The 18,250-nt window shown below is 70.8% G+C and carries 20 protein-coding genes; 8 read left to right on the top strand and 12 right to left on the bottom strand.

From position 1 onward, the window contains the following. The first annotated feature begins 215 nt into the window (after positions 1-215). Complete coding sequence (locus tag ACTB72_RS01965; protein WP_463035297.1) at positions 216-902, top strand: MarR family winged helix-turn-helix transcriptional regulator; 687 nt, start codon at positions 216-218, stop codon at positions 900-902. 54 nt (positions 903-956) lie between these two features. On the opposite strand, the gene ACTB72_RS01970 is transcribed toward ACTB72_RS01965, so the two are convergent. The 6 genes from ACTB72_RS01970 to argH form a co-directional block, all read right to left on the bottom strand. Continuing rightward, entirely contained in the window at positions 957-1,481 is a 525-nt protein-coding gene (locus ACTB72_RS01970; RefSeq protein WP_463035298.1) for a SixA phosphatase family protein, read from the bottom strand. A gap of 91 nt (positions 1,482-1,572) precedes the next feature. Next, positions 1,573-2,361, bottom strand: a complete 789-nt coding sequence (locus ACTB72_RS01975) for a sterol desaturase family protein (protein ID WP_463035299.1) — start codon at positions 2,359-2,361, stop codon at positions 1,573-1,575. Between the two features lie 68 nt (positions 2,362-2,429). Then, positions 2,430-2,771, bottom strand: a complete 342-nt coding sequence (locus tag ACTB72_RS01980) for a DUF2834 domain-containing protein (RefSeq protein WP_463035300.1) — start codon at positions 2,769-2,771, stop codon at positions 2,430-2,432. A 136-nt stretch (positions 2,772-2,907) separates the two neighbouring features. Further along, positions 2,908-3,546 (bottom strand): hypothetical protein, encoded by a 639-nt coding sequence (locus tag ACTB72_RS01985; protein WP_463035301.1) that lies wholly within the window; start codon positions 3,544-3,546, stop codon positions 2,908-2,910. Positions 3,547-3,665: 119 nt separating this feature from the next. Next, complete coding sequence (locus tag ACTB72_RS01990) at positions 3,666-3,833, bottom strand: hypothetical protein (RefSeq protein ID WP_463035302.1); 168 nt, start codon at positions 3,831-3,833, stop codon at positions 3,666-3,668. Further along, entirely contained in the window at positions 3,830-5,251 is a 1,422-nt protein-coding gene (argH, locus tag ACTB72_RS01995) for an argininosuccinate lyase (RefSeq protein ID WP_463035303.1), read from the bottom strand. The genes ACTB72_RS01990 and argH overlap by 4 nt, the downstream gene beginning before the upstream one ends. 51 nt (positions 5,252-5,302) lie before the next feature. On the opposite strand from argH, the gene ACTB72_RS02000 reads away from it, so the two are divergent. Then, entirely contained in the window at positions 5,303-5,896 is a 594-nt protein-coding gene (locus tag ACTB72_RS02000; protein WP_463035304.1) for a TlpA family protein disulfide reductase, read from the top strand. 135 nt (positions 5,897-6,031) lie between these two features. On the opposite strand, the gene ACTB72_RS02005 is transcribed toward ACTB72_RS02000, so the two are convergent. The 4 genes from ACTB72_RS02005 to ACTB72_RS02020 all read right to left on the bottom strand — a co-directional run bounded on the left by ACTB72_RS02005 (position 6,032) and on the right by ACTB72_RS02020 (position 10,527). After that, complete coding sequence (locus ACTB72_RS02005; RefSeq protein ID WP_463035305.1) at positions 6,032-6,601, bottom strand: cytochrome b; 570 nt, start codon at positions 6,599-6,601, stop codon at positions 6,032-6,034. Between the two features lie 81 nt (positions 6,602-6,682). After that, positions 6,683-7,273 carry a YceI family protein gene (locus tag ACTB72_RS02010; RefSeq protein WP_463035306.1) on the bottom strand — a complete coding sequence of 197 codons (591 nt, stop codon included), beginning with the start codon at positions 7,271-7,273 and terminating at the stop codon, positions 6,683-6,685. 332 nt (positions 7,274-7,605) lie between these two features. After that, complete coding sequence (locus ACTB72_RS02015; protein WP_463035307.1) at positions 7,606-9,540, bottom strand: methyl-accepting chemotaxis protein; 1,935 nt, start codon at positions 9,538-9,540, stop codon at positions 7,606-7,608. Between the two features lie 111 nt (positions 9,541-9,651). Then, entirely contained in the window at positions 9,652-10,527 is an 876-nt protein-coding gene (locus tag ACTB72_RS02020) for a 3-hydroxybutyryl-CoA dehydrogenase (RefSeq protein WP_463035308.1), read from the bottom strand. A 204-nt stretch (positions 10,528-10,731) separates the two neighbouring features. On the opposite strand from ACTB72_RS02020, the gene ACTB72_RS02025 reads away from it, so the two are divergent. From ACTB72_RS02025 to ACTB72_RS02040, 4 genes are all read left to right on the top strand, one after another. Then, positions 10,732-11,019, top strand: a complete 288-nt coding sequence (locus ACTB72_RS02025) for a hypothetical protein (protein WP_463035309.1) — start codon at positions 10,732-10,734, stop codon at positions 11,017-11,019. Between the two features lie 321 nt (positions 11,020-11,340). Continuing rightward, positions 11,341-12,108, top strand: coding sequence for a VPLPA-CTERM sorting domain-containing protein (locus tag ACTB72_RS02030; protein ID WP_463035310.1), 768 nt, complete (start codon positions 11,341-11,343; stop codon positions 12,106-12,108). Between the two features lie 103 nt (positions 12,109-12,211). Then, on the top strand, positions 12,212-13,342 hold the full coding sequence (locus ACTB72_RS02035; protein WP_463035311.1) for an S-(hydroxymethyl)glutathione dehydrogenase/class III alcohol dehydrogenase: 1,131 nt from the start codon (positions 12,212-12,214) through the stop codon (positions 13,340-13,342). 205 nt (positions 13,343-13,547) lie between these two features. Then, positions 13,548-14,501 (top strand): NYN domain-containing protein, encoded by a 954-nt coding sequence (locus ACTB72_RS02040; RefSeq protein WP_463035312.1) that lies wholly within the window; start codon positions 13,548-13,550, stop codon positions 14,499-14,501. Positions 14,502-15,052: 551 nt separating this feature from the next. On the opposite strand, the gene ACTB72_RS02045 is transcribed toward ACTB72_RS02040, so the two are convergent. Next, on the bottom strand, positions 15,053-15,844 hold the full coding sequence (locus tag ACTB72_RS02045; protein ID WP_463035313.1) for a GNAT family N-acetyltransferase: 792 nt from the start codon (positions 15,842-15,844) through the stop codon (positions 15,053-15,055). 104 nt (positions 15,845-15,948) lie between these two features. Between ACTB72_RS02045 and msrB the strand changes: the two genes are divergently transcribed. Continuing rightward, a complete protein-coding gene (gene msrB / locus ACTB72_RS02050) occupies positions 15,949-16,362 on the top strand; it encodes a peptide-methionine (R)-S-oxide reductase MsrB (RefSeq protein WP_463035314.1) in 414 nt (137 codons plus the stop codon). Positions 16,363-16,392: 30 nt separating this feature from the next. Here the strand turns inward: msrB and ACTB72_RS02055 are convergent, their stop codons facing one another. Continuing rightward, positions 16,393-17,244, bottom strand: coding sequence for a class I SAM-dependent methyltransferase (locus tag ACTB72_RS02055; protein WP_463035315.1), 852 nt, complete (start codon positions 17,242-17,244; stop codon positions 16,393-16,395). Between the two features lie 187 nt (positions 17,245-17,431). Between ACTB72_RS02055 and ACTB72_RS02060 the strand changes: the two genes are divergently transcribed. After that, on the top strand, positions 17,432-18,151 hold the full coding sequence (locus ACTB72_RS02060; protein WP_463035316.1) for a pyrimidine 5'-nucleotidase: 720 nt from the start codon (positions 17,432-17,434) through the stop codon (positions 18,149-18,151). The last annotated feature ends 99 nt before the right edge of the window (positions 18,152-18,250 follow it).

Below are 18,250 nucleotides of genomic sequence, written 5' to 3' on the forward strand. Positions count from 1 at the left end.
CCCCGCATAGGGATGCGGTCAACCTAGATCGTCAAAGTATCGAAACCTTATTTTCAGCGGATACGATTCCGAAAAACGTTTCGCTCCCCTTATATATGCGCACGTAAGCGATTTGATCTGGATCAAGGTTCGTAAAGCTTCGGGGACTATGGTGGCGGACATCAACCATACCGCCGCGCCAACGGTAGTCATGAAGAACTGATCGGGAATCGTCCATGCAGCTTCAAGCTTTCCTGCCGTTCCGGCTGTCCCGGCTCGCCGCCAAGACCACCGCCGCCGTCGCCCAGATTTACGGCGAACGATTCGGGCTCACCCGGGACGAATGGCGCGTGCTCGCCGCGACCGGAGAGGCGAGGGACCAGCCGACCCGCGCCATCGCCGAGCGGACCGGGCTCGACAAGGTGGCGATCAGCCGGGCGGCGTCGAGCCTCGAGGATCGCGGCCTGATCCAGCGCTGGGAGGACCGGCGCGACCGGCGGATCAAGATGGTGCGGCTGTCGCGCGAAGGCGCCCGCACGCTCGCCGATATCGAGCGGATGGCCCGGGCCCGGGAGGCCTACCTGCTCGACGGGCTTACCGCAGAGGAACGCGAAGTCCTGGAGCGTGTGATCGAGAAGCTGGCGCAGCGGGCCGAGGCGCTTGCCGATCCCGCCTTCGCCGGGCGCTGCCGGCCCGATTGCGAGGGCGATTGCGCCGGCCATGCCGCGCGCGACGCCGACGAGATCGCGGCGCCGGACGTGGCGCCGGGCGTGGCGGGGGCGGGGGCGGTCCACTTCGTCGACGCCCAGAACAATCGCGACATCCGGATATCGGGCCCGAGCCAGAGCGACAGCGCCCCGAGGGCGATGCGCGGGGCCGAGGCCGCGCCCCAGGTCCGCCGCGCAGCCGTTCATTGCCAATGACTCAGGGGCCGCTGCGGGGGCGTCGACCAGACGACTTCGCCGGGAGAGGCCCGGTCAGTCCAGGGATTTCGGCGTGGCATGGGCGATGACCCGCGCCGCGCCGAATTGCGTTTCGGCCCAGCGCGCGGCCGTCGCCTCCATCGCCACGACCGCGGCGGTGGGAAAGCGGGCGAAGGCCTCGGCGAAGGCCGCCGCCGGCGGGCCGGCCTGCATCCGGCGCAGCATCGCGGGCGTGCCGGGCTCGTGACCCAGCATCAGCACCGTGCGCGCCTCGGGCGGGGCGGCGCGCAGATGCTCCAGCATCGTCGCCGGCTCGGCGAGATAGAGCGCGCGTTCGGTTCGCGCCGGCGGCGGCGCGGCGGAAAGGCCGGCGCCCTCGAGGAGCCCCGCCCAGGTCTCCTGCACCCGTCGGGCCGAGGACAGCAGGGCCGCGTCGGGCAGCAGCCCCTGCGCCGCCAGCCAGGCCCCCATGCGCGGCGCGGCGCGGCGGCCGCGGGCGTTCAGCGGGCGGTCGTGGTCGGACATCTCCGGGTCGCCCCAATCCGACTTGGCGTGGCGCATCAGCACGAGGCGGAGCATGACGGGAACCTCTGGATCGGGGGATCGGACCGGCGGATCGCGAGCCTAGGGGGTGCGGCGGCCGGCGTCCATGGCGGGACCGGGGGCAGGCTCATCGCGCGCGGAACGGGAAGGCCAGAGACCAGAAAAGGCGGGAGGGCGCGTCGTCCTGATGCGCCTCGAGCCCCAGCCGCAACCCGGCCTCGCCGCCCTGGGCCCGCGCGGTGTAGGTGCCGAACAGGCGGTCCCACCAGCTGACCGAGAAGCCGTAATTGCTGTCGGTCTCCTCCCGCCGCACCGAATGGTGGATGCGGTGCATGTCCGGCGTCACCAGCAGCCAGCGCAGCGGGCGCTCGACCGAAGCGGGCAGGCGGATGTTGGCGTGGTTGAACATGGCGCAGCCGTTGAGCAGCACCTCGAAGGCCAGCACCGCGGCGGCGGGGGCGCCGAGCGCGTAGACCAGCCCGATCTTCAGCAGCATCGACAGCGCGATTTCGACGGGGTGAAAGCGGATGGCGGTGGTGACGTCGACGTCGCGGTCGGCGTGGTGGACCCGGTGCAGACGCCAGAGCCAGGGGACCTTGTGGGTGGCGACATGCTGGGCCCAGATCGCGAGATCCAGCACCACGAGGCTGAGGACGAAGGCGAGCCATCCGGGCGCGCCCAGCGCGGGAAACAGCCCCCAGCCCTGCGCCTGCGCGTCGAGCGCGGCCCCCACCGCGGCGGCCGGAAACAGCAGCCGCACCACGACCGAATCGACCGCCACGATGGCCCAGTTGGTCAGCCAGCGCCGGGCCTTGGGCTGAAGGGCGGGCCGGGCGGCGCGCGCCAGCTCCCACCCCGCCATGACGACGAAGATCCCGATGAAGACCCCGAGGCGGATGAACGGCTCATGTTCCATGCCCCCAGCAAGTGCGGCCGGGGGCGGCGGCCGTCAAGCGCCGGGCGCGCCCTGTCGCGAAGCCGTGTTCAGCGGCGCGACTTCGCCCGGGCCTGATCGCGGACGCGATGACGGAAGAAGAGGTAAAGCGGCAGCCCGCAGCTGACCCCGATCAGGAAAGTGGCGGGGATCACCAGCAGGACCCAGGACAGGCCGCGGCGCGCGACATCTGCCGCCACCGCCACCGTCAGCGCGAGGGCGGCGAGGCCGAGATCGTAGAGCATGCCCTCCGCCGCCTCGTTCACCGTCCAGGCGTCGAGCAGGCCGGAAAGCGAGACGCCGTTCGCCTCGAACCAGAGCAGGAACTTGCGCATGGGAATGATCGCGCCGACCACCGCGAGCAGCAGGTAAATCACCGAAAAAACGGGCATGTCGTCCCCCCCTGAAAGCCGGTTGTCGTCACACGGCCGGAGTTCCCCAACATGGACCGCGCCGCGCATCTCTCAAGATGCGCGGATGACGAAACTCATACGGCTCCCATCAGCTCAAACGAAAACGACCCTGATTTCATCCCGCGGACCCGAACATGCCGCACCGACGCCGCCGGGCCCCGCCGAACACGCCCAACAGGGACAGCCCCCCGGCCAGCAGCGGCGCGGCGCCGGGCAACGGAGTCGTGACCGGGGGCGGCGCTGCGAAATAGGTCAGGTCGTCGATGGCGAACAGGTCCTGCCCGACGATGAATTCGTCCCAGTTCAGCACGATGGAGAAGCCGGTGATCGCCCCGTAGACGCTGAGGTCGATGGTCTCGGCCGTGAAATGATCGTGGTCCCAGGCATGATGCAGCAACTGGACCGGCGCGGTCGCGGTCATCACCTCGATCTCCGCCGGACCGTCGTCGCCGATGAGCGAGAAGGAGACCCCGATCGCCGGCATCAGAAAGGTGACGGTCAGCACCTCGCCGAAGAAATCGGAGAGGTTGTCGTCGTTGATCAGCACATTATGCGCGGACGTCGCGTAGGTCGCGTCGTACGTCATCGGCGAGCGTCCGCCGGGCAGCGAGAACATCACCCCGGGGAACTGAGCGGACACCGGGGTCAGGTTGGGAAGGCCGTCGAAATCGATGGTCAGGGCCGAGACCGGCGCGCCCGACCCGAAGGCGACGCAGGCGACGAGAACAGCGACGGCGCGCTGTGCGATGGACATGGGATGTTCCGGAGGAGAAGCGGACCGAGCGTCGGCCATCGCGAAGCGATCCAGAAGGCGTCTCCCGTCGGCGACGCTCTCATTTTTGCGACGCTACGTAAAGTGCCGGGGGTCACATCTCACTCGGTGCGGTCGCGGATCGGTTCGACCACCTCGCCCGGGGCCAGCAGGCGCGGGGCGTCGGAGCGGTAAGCGCCCGGGGGCGGGACCGGATCGGCCTTGCGGGCGCAGGCCGCGGGGACCAGCGCGGCGGCGGCCAGCAGGGTCAGGAGGGCGGCGCGGGTCATGCGGATTTCTCCGCGGCGAGCTGCGCGCGCCAGCGGGCGGCCTGCTCGCGCACCCGGGTCGGCGAGGTGCCGCCATGCGACAGGCGCGAGGCGGCGGAGGCCTCGACGGTCAGCACGTCGAACACGCCCTCGGTGATCTTGGGGTGGGCGGACTGCATCTCGGCGAGCGTCAGGTCGGGGAGATCGCGGTCGGTGTCCTCGGCGAGCTTGACCAGCGCGCCGACCACATGATGGGCGTCGCGGAACGGCAGGCCCGCCTCGCGCACCAGCCAGTCGGCGAGGTCGGTGGCGGTCGAAAAACCGGAGGCGGCGGCGGCGCGCAGATTGGCAGGCAGCGGGCGCATGTCGCGGACCATCCCCTCCATCGCCGCAAGGGCCAGCATCAGGCTGTCCGCGGCGTCGAACACCTGCTCCTTGTCCTCCTGCATGTCCTTGGAATAGGCGAGCGGCAAGCCCTTCATCACGGTCAGCAGGCCGACCATGGCGCCGGTGATGCGGCCGACCTTGGCGCGGGTCAGCTCGGCGGCATCCGGGTTGCGCTTCTGAGGCATGATCGAGGAGCCGGTGGAGAAACGGTCGGACAGGCGCACGAAGCGGAACTGGGCGGAGGACCAGATCACCAGCTCCTCGGAGATCCGGCTGAGATGGGTGGCGCAGATCGTGGCGGCGGCGAGGAATTCCAGCGCGAAGTCGCGGTCGGCGACGGAGTCGAGCGAGTTCTCGGTCGGACGGTCGAAGCCCAGCGCCGCGGCGGTCATGTGGCGGTCGATCGGGAAGCCGGTGCCGGCGAGCGCGGCGGCGCCGAGCGGGCATTCGTTCATCCGGACCCGGGCGTCGGCGAAGCGGGCGCGGTCGCGGGCGAACATCTCCGCATAGGCCAGCATGTGATGGCCCCAGGTGACGGGCTGCGCGGTCTGGAGATGGGTGAAGCCGGGCATGACCATGTCGGCCCCGGCCTCGGCCTGACCCACCAGCGCCTCGATCAGCGCGGTGAGGCCGGCGACGGCGGCGTCGGCCTGGTCGCGGACCCACATCCGGAAATCGAGCGCCACCTGGTCGTTGCGCGACCGCGCGGTGTGCAGGCGCCCGGCGGCGTCGCCGATCAGCTCGCGCAGGCGGGATTCCACGTTCATGTGGATGTCTTCGAGCGCGGTGGAGAAGGCGAAGGTCCCGGCCTCGATCTCTGACAAGACCGTGAGCAGGCCGGCGTCGATCTGGCGAGCGTCGTCGGCCGTGATAATGCCTTGGGCGGCGAGCATCGCGGCATGGGCCCGCGAGCCGGCGATGTCCTGGGCGGCGAGGCGCTTGTCGAAGCCGATCGAGGCGTTGATCGCCTCCATGATCGCATCGGGGCCGGCGGCGAAACGGCCGCCCCACATGGCGTTGGCGGCGGCGTTCGATTTGCTATCGTCGCTCATGGTCGGGGACCTCGTCCTCGCGTGGAAAGGATCTGGGGGAAGAATATGAGCATGCGCGCACCTCTTCTGGCGCTCGTCATAGGCGCCTTCGCGACGCTTGGAAACCCTGCGGGCGCGGGCGAGGCGGGTCTGGATCCCGCCGCGCGTGCGAAGATCGAGGCGCTGCGCGGCCAGGCGATGGGACGGCTGGTGCTGCTGGACGCGCCGCGGGAACTGCCGGCGGCGGAATTCGAGAACCCCAACGGCGGAACCGTCACGCTGGCCGATTTCGCCGGACATGTGACGCTGGTGAACCTGTGGGCCACCTGGTGCCCGCCCTGCCGCGAGGAGATGCCGAGCCTGGATGCGCTGCGCACGCGGATGGAGGGCTCGGGGATCGAGGTGCTGACGGTGGCGGTGCAGCCCGGCGCGCGGCAGAAGGCGAAAGCCTACATGGAAGAGATGATGCTCTACGCGCTGGAGCCCTATGGCGACGGGCGCAACGCCCTGCCCCGCGCGGTGGGAATTCTGGGGCTGCCGACGACGATCATCCTCGACCCTGAAGGGCGCGAGATCGCGCGGCTGCAGGGCGATGCCGACTGGGCCTCGCCGGAGGCCGAGGCGGTGCTGCGCGCGCTGGCGGAGCGTTTTGGCGCGGACGGCTAGGCCGGGGCATTTGGAAGGGGGAGCGCCGCGTCGACGGCCCGCCGGTCGGGGCGGGGCGCCCGCGGCGCGCTGAGCCGGGGGCGCGGGTTGCGACGGGCGCCCGGGCGGAGTGGTGTTCGCCCGGACTCGAGGGCCTCAGCGGCCGACGGTCATCCGGCGCAGGGTCGCGTCGCGGTCGACGAAATGGTGCTTCAGCGCGGCGATGGCGTGCACGGCCAGCAGGGCGATCAGGGCCCAGGCGGCGAGCTCGTGGATTTCGCCGAAAATCCCCTCCAGCGCCCGGTCGCCGGGCACGAAGGGATCGGGCAGCGCGAAGAGGCCGAACACCCTGTTCTTGATGCCGTAGCTCTCCTGCAGCTCCGACGCCGAGGCCATCAGCCAGCCCGAAAGCGGCATGATCAGCATCAGCGCGTAGAGCGCCCAATGCGCGGCCTCCGCCGCACGGACCTGCCAGCGCGGGGTTCCGGGGATCGCGGCCGGCGCGGGATGGGTGGCGCGCCAGATCAGGCGAAGGACCGCCAGCGCGAAGGCGACGAAGCCCCAGCTCTTGTGCAGCTGCACGAGGGCGAACTGCTCGTAGACGTCCGGCACGAAGTCCGACATCCAGATCCCCAGCCCCAGCATGAACAGGATCACGCCCGCGGTCAGCCAGTGGAAGGCGCGGGCGGGCCAGCCCCAGGCGGCTTCGGTGTTGCGCAGGCGCATGTCGGGTCTCCGGTGGTGTCGGACGGGCTGCGGGCGCGCGCCCCGGTCCGCGACGGACCGGAGCGCGCTGCGGCGGCGGGATCAGCCCTTGGGGCTGGCCTCGAGGTCGATGCGGATCGGCATCTCGACGCCCACGGCCGGGGCGGCGAAGCTGATGCCGTAATCGGTCCGGTCGAGGGTCCCGGTCACGGTGAAGCCGGCGATGGTCTGGCTCGGGTTGAACGGCGACGGGCCGAGCTTGTTGAGCACGACCTCGAAGACCTCTTCCCGGGTGACGTCCTTGATGGTGACGTCGCCGGTGACCTCGGCGCGGTCGCCGCTGACCAGCTTCACCGATTTCGACACGAAGGTGATCTCGGGATGGGCTTCGACGTCAAGGAAATCCGGGGATTTCACGTGGACGTCGCGGGCCTCCCAGCCGGTGTCGACCGAGGCGGACTTGATGGTGAAGGCGACCTTCGAGTCCTCGATGGCGTCGGGGTCGAAATCGATGGTCGCGTCGAAGTCGCGGAACCAGCCGTGGACGACCGAGAAGCCGAGATGGTTGACCGAGAAGCCGACCTGGGCATGGGCCTTGTCGACGACATAGGGCTCGGCCGCGGCGGGGAGGGCGCCGGCGAGCAGCGGGGCGGCGAGAAGGAAGGCCGCGAGCGAGCGGTGGGCGAGGCGCATGGGGAAGTCTCCGTAGCGTGGCGTTCGATGTCTCCCGATCTAGGGCGCCTTGCGCTGCGGCGCAGCAGGGGTTTTTCGCACAGTTTGTTTCCGCTTACGCATGAACTTTCGCGTCATCGACGGATTGTGGCGACGTTGATGCGCGCGCCCGGGCCAACGCGCTTGCGTGTTCGGCAGGTCCGCGTCGTCGCCATGTCGAGGGCGTCGTATGGGGCGTCGTAGGGGGCGTGGCCGGGGGCGTCGTCGGGCACGGCCTTTGCGCGCGCCTCCCCCGGCGGCGACCCGCCGGGGAGGTCCGCCCACCCGCCCCGCGCGCGGCCGCGCCCTGGCCTTCAGGCGGCGCGGCGGGCGCGCGAGGCCTTGCCCGTGGCGAAGGCGCCGAGGCTTTCGGCCTGGGCGTCGAGGTCGTGGCCGAGCTGCTCCGCCGCCGCTGCGGCCTCCGCGGTTTCGCGGGCGTTCTCCTGCACCGTCTGGTCGAGATGGGAGATCGCGGTGGTGATCTCCTGCACGCCCTGCCCCTGTTCGCGCCCCGCCGAGGCCGCGTCGGCGATGGCGGCGGCGAGCCCGTCGATCGAGCTGACGATCTCCTGCAGCGACGCGCCGGTGGCGTTGACCAGGTTCACCCCCTCCGCCACCGTGGCGGCGGAGCCCTTGATCAGCTCGGAGATGTCGCGCGCCGCTTCGGAAGAGCGCTGCGCCAGCGTGCGCACTTCGGAGGCGACCACGGCGAAGCCCTTGCCGGCCTCCCCGGCCCGCGCCGCCTCCACCGCCGCGTTCAGCGCCAGCAGGTTGGTCTGGAAGGCGATGGAGTCGATCACGGAAGTGATGTCGGCGATCTCGCCCGAGTTCTTCTCGATCCGGCGCATGGCGTCGATGGCCTTGTCGGCGGAGCCTGCGCCCTGTCGGGCCCGGGCGCGGGTGTCGTCGGTCATCTTCTCGGCCGCAGTGAGATTGGCGGCCGAGCCGCTCACCGTTTCGGAGATCTCGGTCATCGTGGCCGCCGTCTCCTCGATGGTCGAGGCCTGGCTTTCGGCCCGCCCGGTCAGGCCGCGCATCGCCGAATTCATCCGGCCGATGGCGTCGCGCTGCGCCTCGGCCCCTTCGCGGACGAGAGAGATGGCGGCGCCCAGCTGATCCAGCGAGCCGTTGGCTTTCTCGCTCAGCCGGGCGAGCTGACCGCCGTAGCGGCCGGTCATCGGGCGGGCGAGGTCGCGGCGCGACATCGCCTCCAGCGTCCCGTCGAGATCGGCGAGGAAGGACGACACGATTTCCGACAGCCGGTTGGCGGCGCCGGCGAGCTCCTGCATTTCCGGCGCGTCGAAGCCGACCTGGACCCGGCGGCTGAAATCGCCGGCCACCGCCGCTTCCACCACCCCGTTCACCTCGTCGCGCAGCGCGCTCAGCATCCGGGCGTTGGCCTTTTCGGCCTGCTCCGTCGCCGCGGCCCCGTCCTGGCGGCGGCCCTCGGCCTCCGCGAGCGCCAGGCGCAGACGTTCGACGCCGCGGCCGAGATCGCCGATTTCGTCGGCGCGCGCGCTGGCATGAACCGGGCTGACGAGATCGCCCTGCGCCAGATGCGCGACCGCGACGCCCAGCGTCTTCAGCGGCCGCACCGCCACCCCCGCCACGCCCCAGGCCGCGACGCCGGCGAAGATCATCGCGACGATCCCGGAGAGCCCGGCGCCCAGCGCCTCGCCGCCCAGCGCGGCCATCACGCCCGCCTTCTGCACGCCGACATAGAGAATGCCCTCCACCCCCCCGGACGCGCCGACGATGGGGAAATAGGCGGTGTAATAATCCTTGCCGAGGATCGTCGCCTCGCCCCGATAGGGCCTGCCCGACATCACCACCGGCTGCACCGCGCCGCCCTTGCCCAGCACCGTGCCCACCGCCCGCGCGCCGTCAGGCTTGCGGATGTTGGTGGAGCGGCGGACGAATTCGCCGGCGGCGGGGTCGAGCACGAAGATCGTCGCCGTCTCCCCGGTCACGCCGGCGATGCGGTCGATGGCGACATGCGAGGAGACGTCGGGGGCCGAGGTCCAGCTCAGCCCCTGCACCGCGCCGTCGGGGCCGAAGCGGGCGACGAGTTCGGGCAGGGTCGCGTCGGCCATGGCGGCGGCGGCGCGCAGCGAGCGGTCCTGATTGGCCTGCGCCTCCGCCGTCAGCCGGTCGGAGGCGCGCCAGACCGACAGGGCGGTCATCAGAACCACCGCGATCAGCACCATGGCGACGGTGATCGCGGTCGCGCGCACTCGCAGATTGGTCATCAGATGAGGTCCCCTTCCCGGAAAACATCCGGTCAGATGACCCATTCGCCTTAAGATGGGGTTTCCGGGGCGGCGGACGCCCGCCGCGCCCCGCCTGCGCGCCGCGCCCGCCTAGCGGGTCGGAACCGGGGTCTCGCCGCGGTAATCGTAGAAGCCGCGGCCCGTCTTGCGGCCCAGCCAGCCGGCCTCGACATATTTCACCAGCAGCGGACAGGGGCGATACTTGGTGTCGGCCAGCCCGTCATGCAGCACATGCATGATGGCGAGACAGATATCGAGCCCGATGAAATCGGCGAGCTGCAGCGGCCCCATCGGGTGATTGGCCCCGAGGCGCATGGCCTTGTCGATGCTCTCCACCGTGCCGACGCCCTCATAGAGGGTGTAGACCGCCTCGTTGATCATCGGCAGCAGGATGCGGTTGACGATGAAGGCGGGGAAATCCTCGGCGGTGGCGGCGGTCTTGCCGAGACGCTCGACCACGCCCTTCAGGGTCTCGAAGGTCGGCTCGTCGGTGGCGATGCCGCGGATCAGCTCCACCAGCTCCATCACCGGGACCGGGTTCATGAAGTGGAAGCCCATGAACCGCTCGGGCCGGTCGGTGGCCGAGGCGAGGCGGGTGATCGAGATCGACGAGGTGTTCGAGGTCAGAATGGTGTTCTCGCCCAGATGCGGGGCGAGCGAGGCGAAGATGGCGTGCTTGACCTTCTCGTTCTCGGTGGCGGCCTCGATCACCAGGTCGGCGCCGCCGATTTCGGCGAGGTCGGTGCAGCGGGCGATGCGGGCGAGGGCGGCGTCCTTGTCGGGCTCGGAGATCGCGCCGCGCGACAGCTGCCGGGTCATGTTCCGGTCGATCAGCGCGATGGCCGCGTCGATCCGGGCGGCGTCGACATCGTTGAGACGGACCTCGTAGCCCGCGAGCGCGAAGACATGGGCGATGCCGTTGCCCATCTGTCCCGCTCCGATGACGCCGACCGTTTGGATGTCCATCTCGCCCGCCCTTTCGGTGATTGGTTCGCGGGGAACCCTATGCGGCGCCGCGGGAGGCGGCAAGGGGATGCGCCGGCCGAGGGGACGGCGGCCGCTGCGGCAGCGGCCTGCGGCATTCGTCCTTGGCCGCAGCCTCTCGGCTGCACAGCCTCGGGTCAACTTCAATCTGCAGGCATTTCCGCCCGACAGCAGGAGGCGGCCTTCATGCGCCTCGCACGAAACTCGCCCGCCGCCGTCGCCCCGGGCCCGTTCGGCCTCGGCCTCGCGCCCGCTCCGTCGTCGGCCGAGGCGAGGGCGGTCTATGACAGCGAAGCCTGGGTCTCCATCAAAGACCTCCTGTTCTTCAACGAGGCGGGGACGGGGCCCGGCGACGCCGTGATCAGCGACCCCTCCGGTTCCGTCCGCGGGTTCGCCGACCATACCGGCGCCGGCGACGCGCATGTCGACACCTCGCTGTTTTATGCGGACCTCCGCTCGGGGAGGTTCCGATGATCGTGGAGGCCACGCAGGAGGCGACCTCCGCCGTCGACCCGGCGGATCCTTGGCCGAAGTCCGTCCGGTCGGTCACGTGGGTCGGTCAGTTCTACGATTTCGTCGTGAACAACCCGACGGTCGAGACGCCTGGGCGCGCTGAGCCTCCTGGCGCGCCGGCGCCGCGCGCGGGTCGGGGGACGGGCCTGACCGCAGGCCTCGCGCCGGGGGCGATGGCGCGCCAAAAGCATCCGCACGTTGCGTAACTTCGGCGCGTGCCCCATGGTCGCGCGGATCCGGGGGCGCGTTCGCTCCCGGCGATTTTCCGGAGAGATCGCTCCCATGCGCGCCATTCATGCCGCGGCCACGGCCCTGGCTTTCCTCGCGGCGCCGGCGACGGCCCACGCGCTCGCGCAATGGTCGGGGACCGCCTCGGTCAGCGCGACCATCGCTTCGGTGGCTTATGTCGACGACGGGACCGACGCCTCGCTCATGCTGCAGCTCGATCCGTTCGACGACGACGCCGGCTATGACGAGGGCGTCCACGGCTCCGGCGCCGGCTCCGGGACGTCCGGCCACGACGATGCGGGCGCCTTCGCGGCCTCCGCCTCCGGCTCGGGATCGTCGAGCGCGCCGCTGGGGATCCATTTCGGCAACGCCTACGCCTATTGGGACTTCGACATCATCAACCTGGACCTGACGCGCGCCATTCAGGTGACGATCGACTGGGTGATCACGGCCGAAGGCGAAGCGTCGATCACCGACGAGGCGGGCGAATACAACGAAGCCTTCGTCTACGCCTACGGTCTGGTCTACGCCGACTCCGAACCCTACGCAGGCTGCACCTGCGACCTCGACCTCGCGCAGTTCGCGATCCTGAGGGAAGCGGAGTCGGACGCCGCGCTCGGACCGTTCGGGCCGACCGCGTTTTCGGATTCCGGGACCAGCGCCTTCGTGCTGGACGCCGACGATTGGCTGACCTTCTACGTGGGCGCCGACGTCTACGGCGCGGCGATCACCGGCGACGTGCCGCTTCCCGCCGCGGCCCCGCTGCTGATCGCGGGCTTCGGCGCGCTGGGCCTCGTCGCCCGCCGCCGGCGCGCCGCCTGAACGCTCGGAGGGGCGCGCGCCCGCTGCGCGCCCCTCGCTTCTGGACTTCGCCGCCCCTCCGCTTCACGATCCGCTCCGATCGTCGTTCACGAGGGAGAGCCCCATGCGCACGCGCGCCGCGCTGGCCGTCCAGGCCGGAAAACCGCTTGAAATCACCGAGGTCAATCTCGAAGGTCCCCGGGCCGGCGAGGTTCTGGTGGAGATCATGGCGACCGGCATCTGCCATACCGACGAATTCACCCTGTCGGGCGCCGACCCCGAGGGGCTGTTTCCGGTGATCCTCGGCCATGAGGGCGCGGGGATCGTGCGCGAGGTCGGCGCGGGGGTGACCTCGGTGCGCCCCGGCGACCATGTGATCCCGCTCTACACGCCCGAGTGCCGGGAATGCCCGTCCTGCCTGTCGCAGAAGACCAACCTCTGCACCTCGATCCGCGGCACGCAGGGCCAGGGGCTGATGCCGGACGGAACCTCGCGGTTCACCACGCTCGATGGCGACCCGATCCTGCATTACATGGGCTGCTCGACCTTCTCGAACTTCACCGTGCTGCCCGAGATCGCGCTGGCGAAGGTGCGGGAGGACGCGCCCTTCGACAAGATCTGCTACATCGGCTGCGGGGTGACGACGGGCGTCGGCGCCGTGATCAACACCGCCAAGGTGGAGATCGGGGCGAAGGCCGTGGTCTTCGGGCTGGGCGGCATCGGGCTGAACGTGATCCAGGGCCTGCGGCTGGCGGGCGCCGACATGATCATCGGCGTCGATCTGAACAACGACCGCAAGGCATGGGGCGAGCGCTTCGGCATGACCCATTTCGTCAACCCGTCCGAGATCGGCGAGGATCTGGTCCCCTATATCGTCAACCTGACCAAGACCCCCTTCGACCAGATCGGCGGGGCGGACTACACCTTCGACTGCACCGGCAACGTCAAGGTGATGCGCGACGCGCTGGAATGCGCGCATCGCGGCTGGGGCGTGTCGGTGGTGATCGGCGTGGCGCCGGCGGGGGCGGAGATCGCGACGCGCCCTTTCCAGCTGGTGACGGGCCGCACCTGGAAGGGCACCGCCTTCGGCGGCGCACGCGGCCGGACCGACGTGCCGAAAATCGTCGACTGGTACATGGACGGCAAGATCGAGATCGACCCGATGATCACCCACCTGCTGAAGCTCGAGGACATCAACAAGGGGTTCGATCTCATGCATGCGGGCGAGAGCATCCGCTCGGTCGTGGTCTACTGACCCCGGCGGAGGATGGCGGGTCGAGACCCGCCCTACGTTGACGACCGGCCGCGGGGGGGAGGGGCGCCCCCCGCGCGCCAGACGGGCGCAAGATGCGGGATTTCCCGCGAATTCCGAGCGATCTTCCCCTGATCCCCCACGGAAACGCTTGACCTCGGCCCGCCGCGCGCCGTCTACGGGAAGCGTTGCGCAAAGGAGCCCTGTCATGGCCGATCCCCTTCCCCGCTTCGCCGTCCTGATCGACGCCGACAACACCACGCCGAAGGTGGCCGAGGGCCTGTTCCTGGAGATCGCCAAGATCGGCGAGGCCTCGGTCCGGCGCATCTACGGCGACTTCTCGGATGATCGGCTCAAGGGCTGGGCGAAGATCCTGGCGCAATACGCCATCATCCCGCATCAGCAGTTCGCCTACACGCAGGGCAAGAACTCGTCCGACATCGCCCTGGTGATCGACGCCATGGACCTGCTGCATTCGGGGCGGTTCGAAGGGTTCTGCCTGGTGTCGTCGGACAGCGACTTCACGAGGCTCGCGTCGCGCATCCGGGAGCAGGGTTTCGACGTCTACGGCTTCGGCCAGCGCAAGACGCCGGAGGCGTTTCGTCAGGCCTGCCGCCGGTTCTTCTACATCGAGAACCTGATGGCCGACATGGAGGCCGCCGCGGTCGTCGCCGCAGAGGAGGTCGCGGGGGAGATCGCGGCGGAAGAACCCGCGCCCGCACCGGCCCCCGGCTCCGCCGCCGCCGCCGCGCGGGCCGCGCGCGCCGCCGCGGATGCGGGCGACGACGAGGGCCCCTCGCGCGAGCCGCGTCACGAGCCGGAGGCCGAGACCGACGGCGCCGCGCCGCGCAAGCCCGAAGCCCCGTCCCGCGCCGTGCCGGTGATCCGCAAGTCGATGGAGGGGATGCAGGACGAGGACGGTTGGGTGAGCCTCGGGGTGATCGGCCAGCGGGTCGGCAACCTCGCGCCCGATTTCGACAGCCGGACCTACGGCTCGGCCAAGCTGTCGGACCTGATCCGGCGGGCCGGGGCGTTCGAGATGGAGAAGGACGAAGCCAACCATGTCCGCGTCCGCCTGCGCGCCGGGCCGGCGCGGGAGGAGACGCGGCCGCGTCCCCGCACCCGCGCCGCAGCGCGGCGGCCGGAGCCGAAAGACGCCTGAGCAGGACGCCGGAGGGGGGCTCTGGGGGTCGCGGTCGTGTCGCCCGGTTTCCGGCCCCCGTCTCGGCTGATCGGGGCCGAGGATTTCGCGGAACAGGCGATGGGGCGGGTCGGAGCTGGCCGCCGGATCGCCGCCCGCCAAGATGCGCCGCTCAGGTCCGGGCCCGCATGTCCGTATTCGGACGAATTTTCTGAAATAAAAGAGCGTTTTCGAAGTGAACCTGGCGGAAAGGCTGATCGCCCCGCCTCGCGGGCGCCTATTGGTTGCGCCCGCGCGCAACGCCTTCTAAAGGGCTCTGGCCAGCCCGGCGTGGAGAACCCGCCCTTGTCCTTGGCGTTTCGCCGCGGCGACCGGAAAGGTCGGCGACGGCGGCCATGAGTACCGCGTGTCTCATTGCGTGTCAGGACGTGCCGGCGTTTCCGGCCGCGCGGTTCGCGCAGGGCCGGGCCGGGGCGGCCGCCGTCGAGCTGGTGGCGGTCGTCCCGGTTCCCGCCATGTGCGCATGAGGACCGGCGCGCTCGGAACCATCCGCCCGTTCCTGAAGCTCCGCCTCAGCCCGGCACGCCGGCGGGGCCGGCCCCGGTCAGGCGTTCCATCAGCCGGCGACGGGCCTGGGGCACCCGGTTGATCTCGACCCCGGTGAAGACATGCAAGGTGTTGAGATCCTGATCGATCACCGCGTGATCCGACACCCAGCCGCCCAGCAGCAGGTAGGAGCGCAGCAGCGGCGGCATGCGGCGCATCGCGAGCTTCATGTCCGGCCGGCGCAGCCGCAGCGCCTTGGCGAAGGCGAAGACCAGCGGCGATTTCACCCGCGGCAGCCAGCGCTTGGGGGCGAGGTGCTTCTCCTTGAGATAGGCGAAGGCATCCATATAGGCCTCGGCGTCGACCCCTTCGAAGGACGAGCAGCCGAACAGCAGCTCCACCCCCTCCGCCTCCACGAAACGGGTCATCGCGCCCCAGGCGGCGCGGATCACCTCGGGGTCGCGGACGCCGGGGGCCATGCAGAAGCGGCCCATCTCCACCATCGGCGAGGGATAGTCGGCCAGCGCCGACAGCTCGTAATACTGCGCGGAATAGGAGCGCCCGATCTCCGCCCCGCCGGCGAGCCGCATCAGGCGGAAGCAGCACAGAAGCTCGCCCGAGCGCGCGTCCTCGACCAGCGCGTGCCAGCAGAGGTCGTCGAAGGCGTCGCGGTCCAGCCCCTCGGCCCGGTCGCCGGTCAGCGCCGCGCCGGGACGGGCGGCGATGAAGGCCCGAAAGCGCAGACGCTGGGCGGCGATCACGTCCTCGGGATCGCGGGTGAAGCGGACCGTGTGGCGGCCCCGGTTGATCGCGCGCATATGAGGCTCCAAGTCTGGTCGTTCCGCATTACATAGTGCGGCAGGCGTGACGCGGATATGACGCGCCCGCGACGCGACCGAGACTTTTTCGAAGGGAGCCCGACATGACGGACGAAGCCCGGACGATGGACAAAGTGGTGAAGACGGACGCCGAATGGCAGGCGCAGCTGTCGGAGCTGGCCTTCAAGGTGACGCGCAAGAAGGGGACGGAGCGGGCCGGGACCCACGACGATTTCCCGAAAGTCGCCGGGGAATTCCGCTGCGTGTGCTGCGACGCGCCCCTGTTCGAGCAGGGCGCCAAGTTCGAGAGCGGCACCGGCTGGCCCAGCTTCTTCGCGCCCCTGTCGGAGCAGGCGGTGGCGCTGCACGAAGACCGCTCGTGGTTCATGCGCCGGACCGAGGTGCTGTGCGCGCGCTGCGACGCGCATCTGGGCCATGTCTTCCCCGATGGCCCGGCCCCGACCGGCCTGCGCTATTGCATGAACGGCGTGGCGCTGAAGTTCGACCCCACGAACTGACCGGGGGGCTTCCCCCCCGCGCGCCACGGGTCAGGCGATGGCGGTGAAGATGCGGGCGGCGCCGGTCAGCGTGGCGGCGCGGCCTTCGAACATGCCGCGCAGCCGGTCATGGACCGCGGCGATCCGCTCCTCGGATGCTTCGGCGAGGCGGGAGGCGACGGGGCCGTTGCGCAGGATGAACCCGGCCGCGTCGCCCGCCGGATCTTCGGAGTCCTGCGGGGCCATCGGCATCGGCACGTCGATGTCGCGCCAGGCGATGCTGCGCCAGCCAGCCTCGGCCAGCCAGCCCGCGACCTGTTCGGGATCCGCCCAGCCGAAGGGGCCCGGGGCGCCGGGGGCGGCCTTCTGCGGGGCGGGCAGATCCTCGAGCAGGTCGGCGCACAGGGTCAGGGGCTCGCGCACCCAGGCGTTTTCGCCAGGTCCCCTCCAGGCGACGCAGACCAGCGGCGCGGCGTGGCGCATCCGCGCGCGCAGCGTGGCCCAGGCCGGCGGGGCCGGGTCGAAGAACATGCAGCCGAAGCGGGAGAAGAGCGCGCCGAAGGGTCCGGGCGGCGGGGCGGCGCCGGCGTCCGCCTCCACGAAGCGGGCGGCGCCGGCCATCGGCCCGGCCTCGGCCGCGCGCGCGGCGGCGAGGGTCACGAGGTCGGGCGAGATGTCGACGCCCACCGCATCCGCCCCGCGCCGGGCGAGCGCGCGGGTGGTGGCCCCGGCGCCGCAGCCCAGATCGAGCACCGGCAGCCGCTCGAGCCCATGCGCCCCCACCGCGTCGGCGAGGGTGGCGAGCGCCTCGGCCCCGAACCCGCCGAGCGCGCGATCCTGCATCTCGGCCCTTGCGGCCCATTTCGCGCCCAGGTGGCCGCGCCATTCGTCGGCTGTCGTCATCGGTCGCTCTCCTTGCCTCGGGCCGGGTCGGGCGAGCTGGATGGAACGCGCCGCGGCCCTACAGATCGCGAAGCGGGCGGCAGGGGTCAAGGCATTGCGGACCGGGGAGCTGCGGCGTCATCGGCGCCCGGGGCGCTGCACGGCGCCGTCAATGGACGGGAAACCGGACGGGTGCTAACGAGTCCCGATGCGCACAGTATCCTCCCAGGCCGATCCTGCCCTTCCCGACGCCCCCCGCGAGGTTTCCGGCGACGCCGCGCTGCGCGACGCCTTCGCGCGGGTGGAGAGCTGGGTGTTCGACCTCGACAACACCCTCTACCCGCCGCATGAGCGGCTGTTCGACCAGATCGAGGCGAAGATCGCCGCCTATGTGATCCGCGAACTGGGCGTGGACGATGCGGAGGCCGCCCGCCTGCGCCGCGCCTACTGGCACGATCACGGCACCACGCTGGCGGGGCTGATGATCCATCACGGCATCGACCCGGATCCGTTCCTGGACGAGGTGCACGACATCTCCTTCGCGCCGCTGAGCGTCAATGCGGGGCTCGCGGCGGCGATCGCGGCGCTGCCGGGGCGCAAGATCGTCTACACCAACGGCACCGCGCCCTATGCGCGCAAGGTGGCGGCGGCGCTGGGGCTCGACGGGCTCTTCGAGGCGTTCTACGGCGTGGACGACGCCTTCTACACGCCCAAGCCGCAGCCGGCGGCCTATACGCGGATTTTCGGCGCGGACGGGCTGGACCCGAGGCGCGCCGCGATGTTCGAGGATGATCCCCGCAACCTGGAGGCCCCGTTCCGGCTGGGGCTGGAGACGGTGTGGGTGACCCCGGACACGGCGCTTCCGACGCCGCCGCATGTGCTGCACCGGACCACGGACCTCACGGGCTTTCTGCGCCGGCTGATCTGAGATCCGGGCGCCTGCGCAAGGCGCGGGCTCCGCGCGCTTCGCGGGCAGGCGCGGCGGGCAGGCGCAGCGGGGGCGCCCGGTCTCCCGCGACACCGGCGC

This window comes from Albimonas sp., from assembly GCF_055129145.1.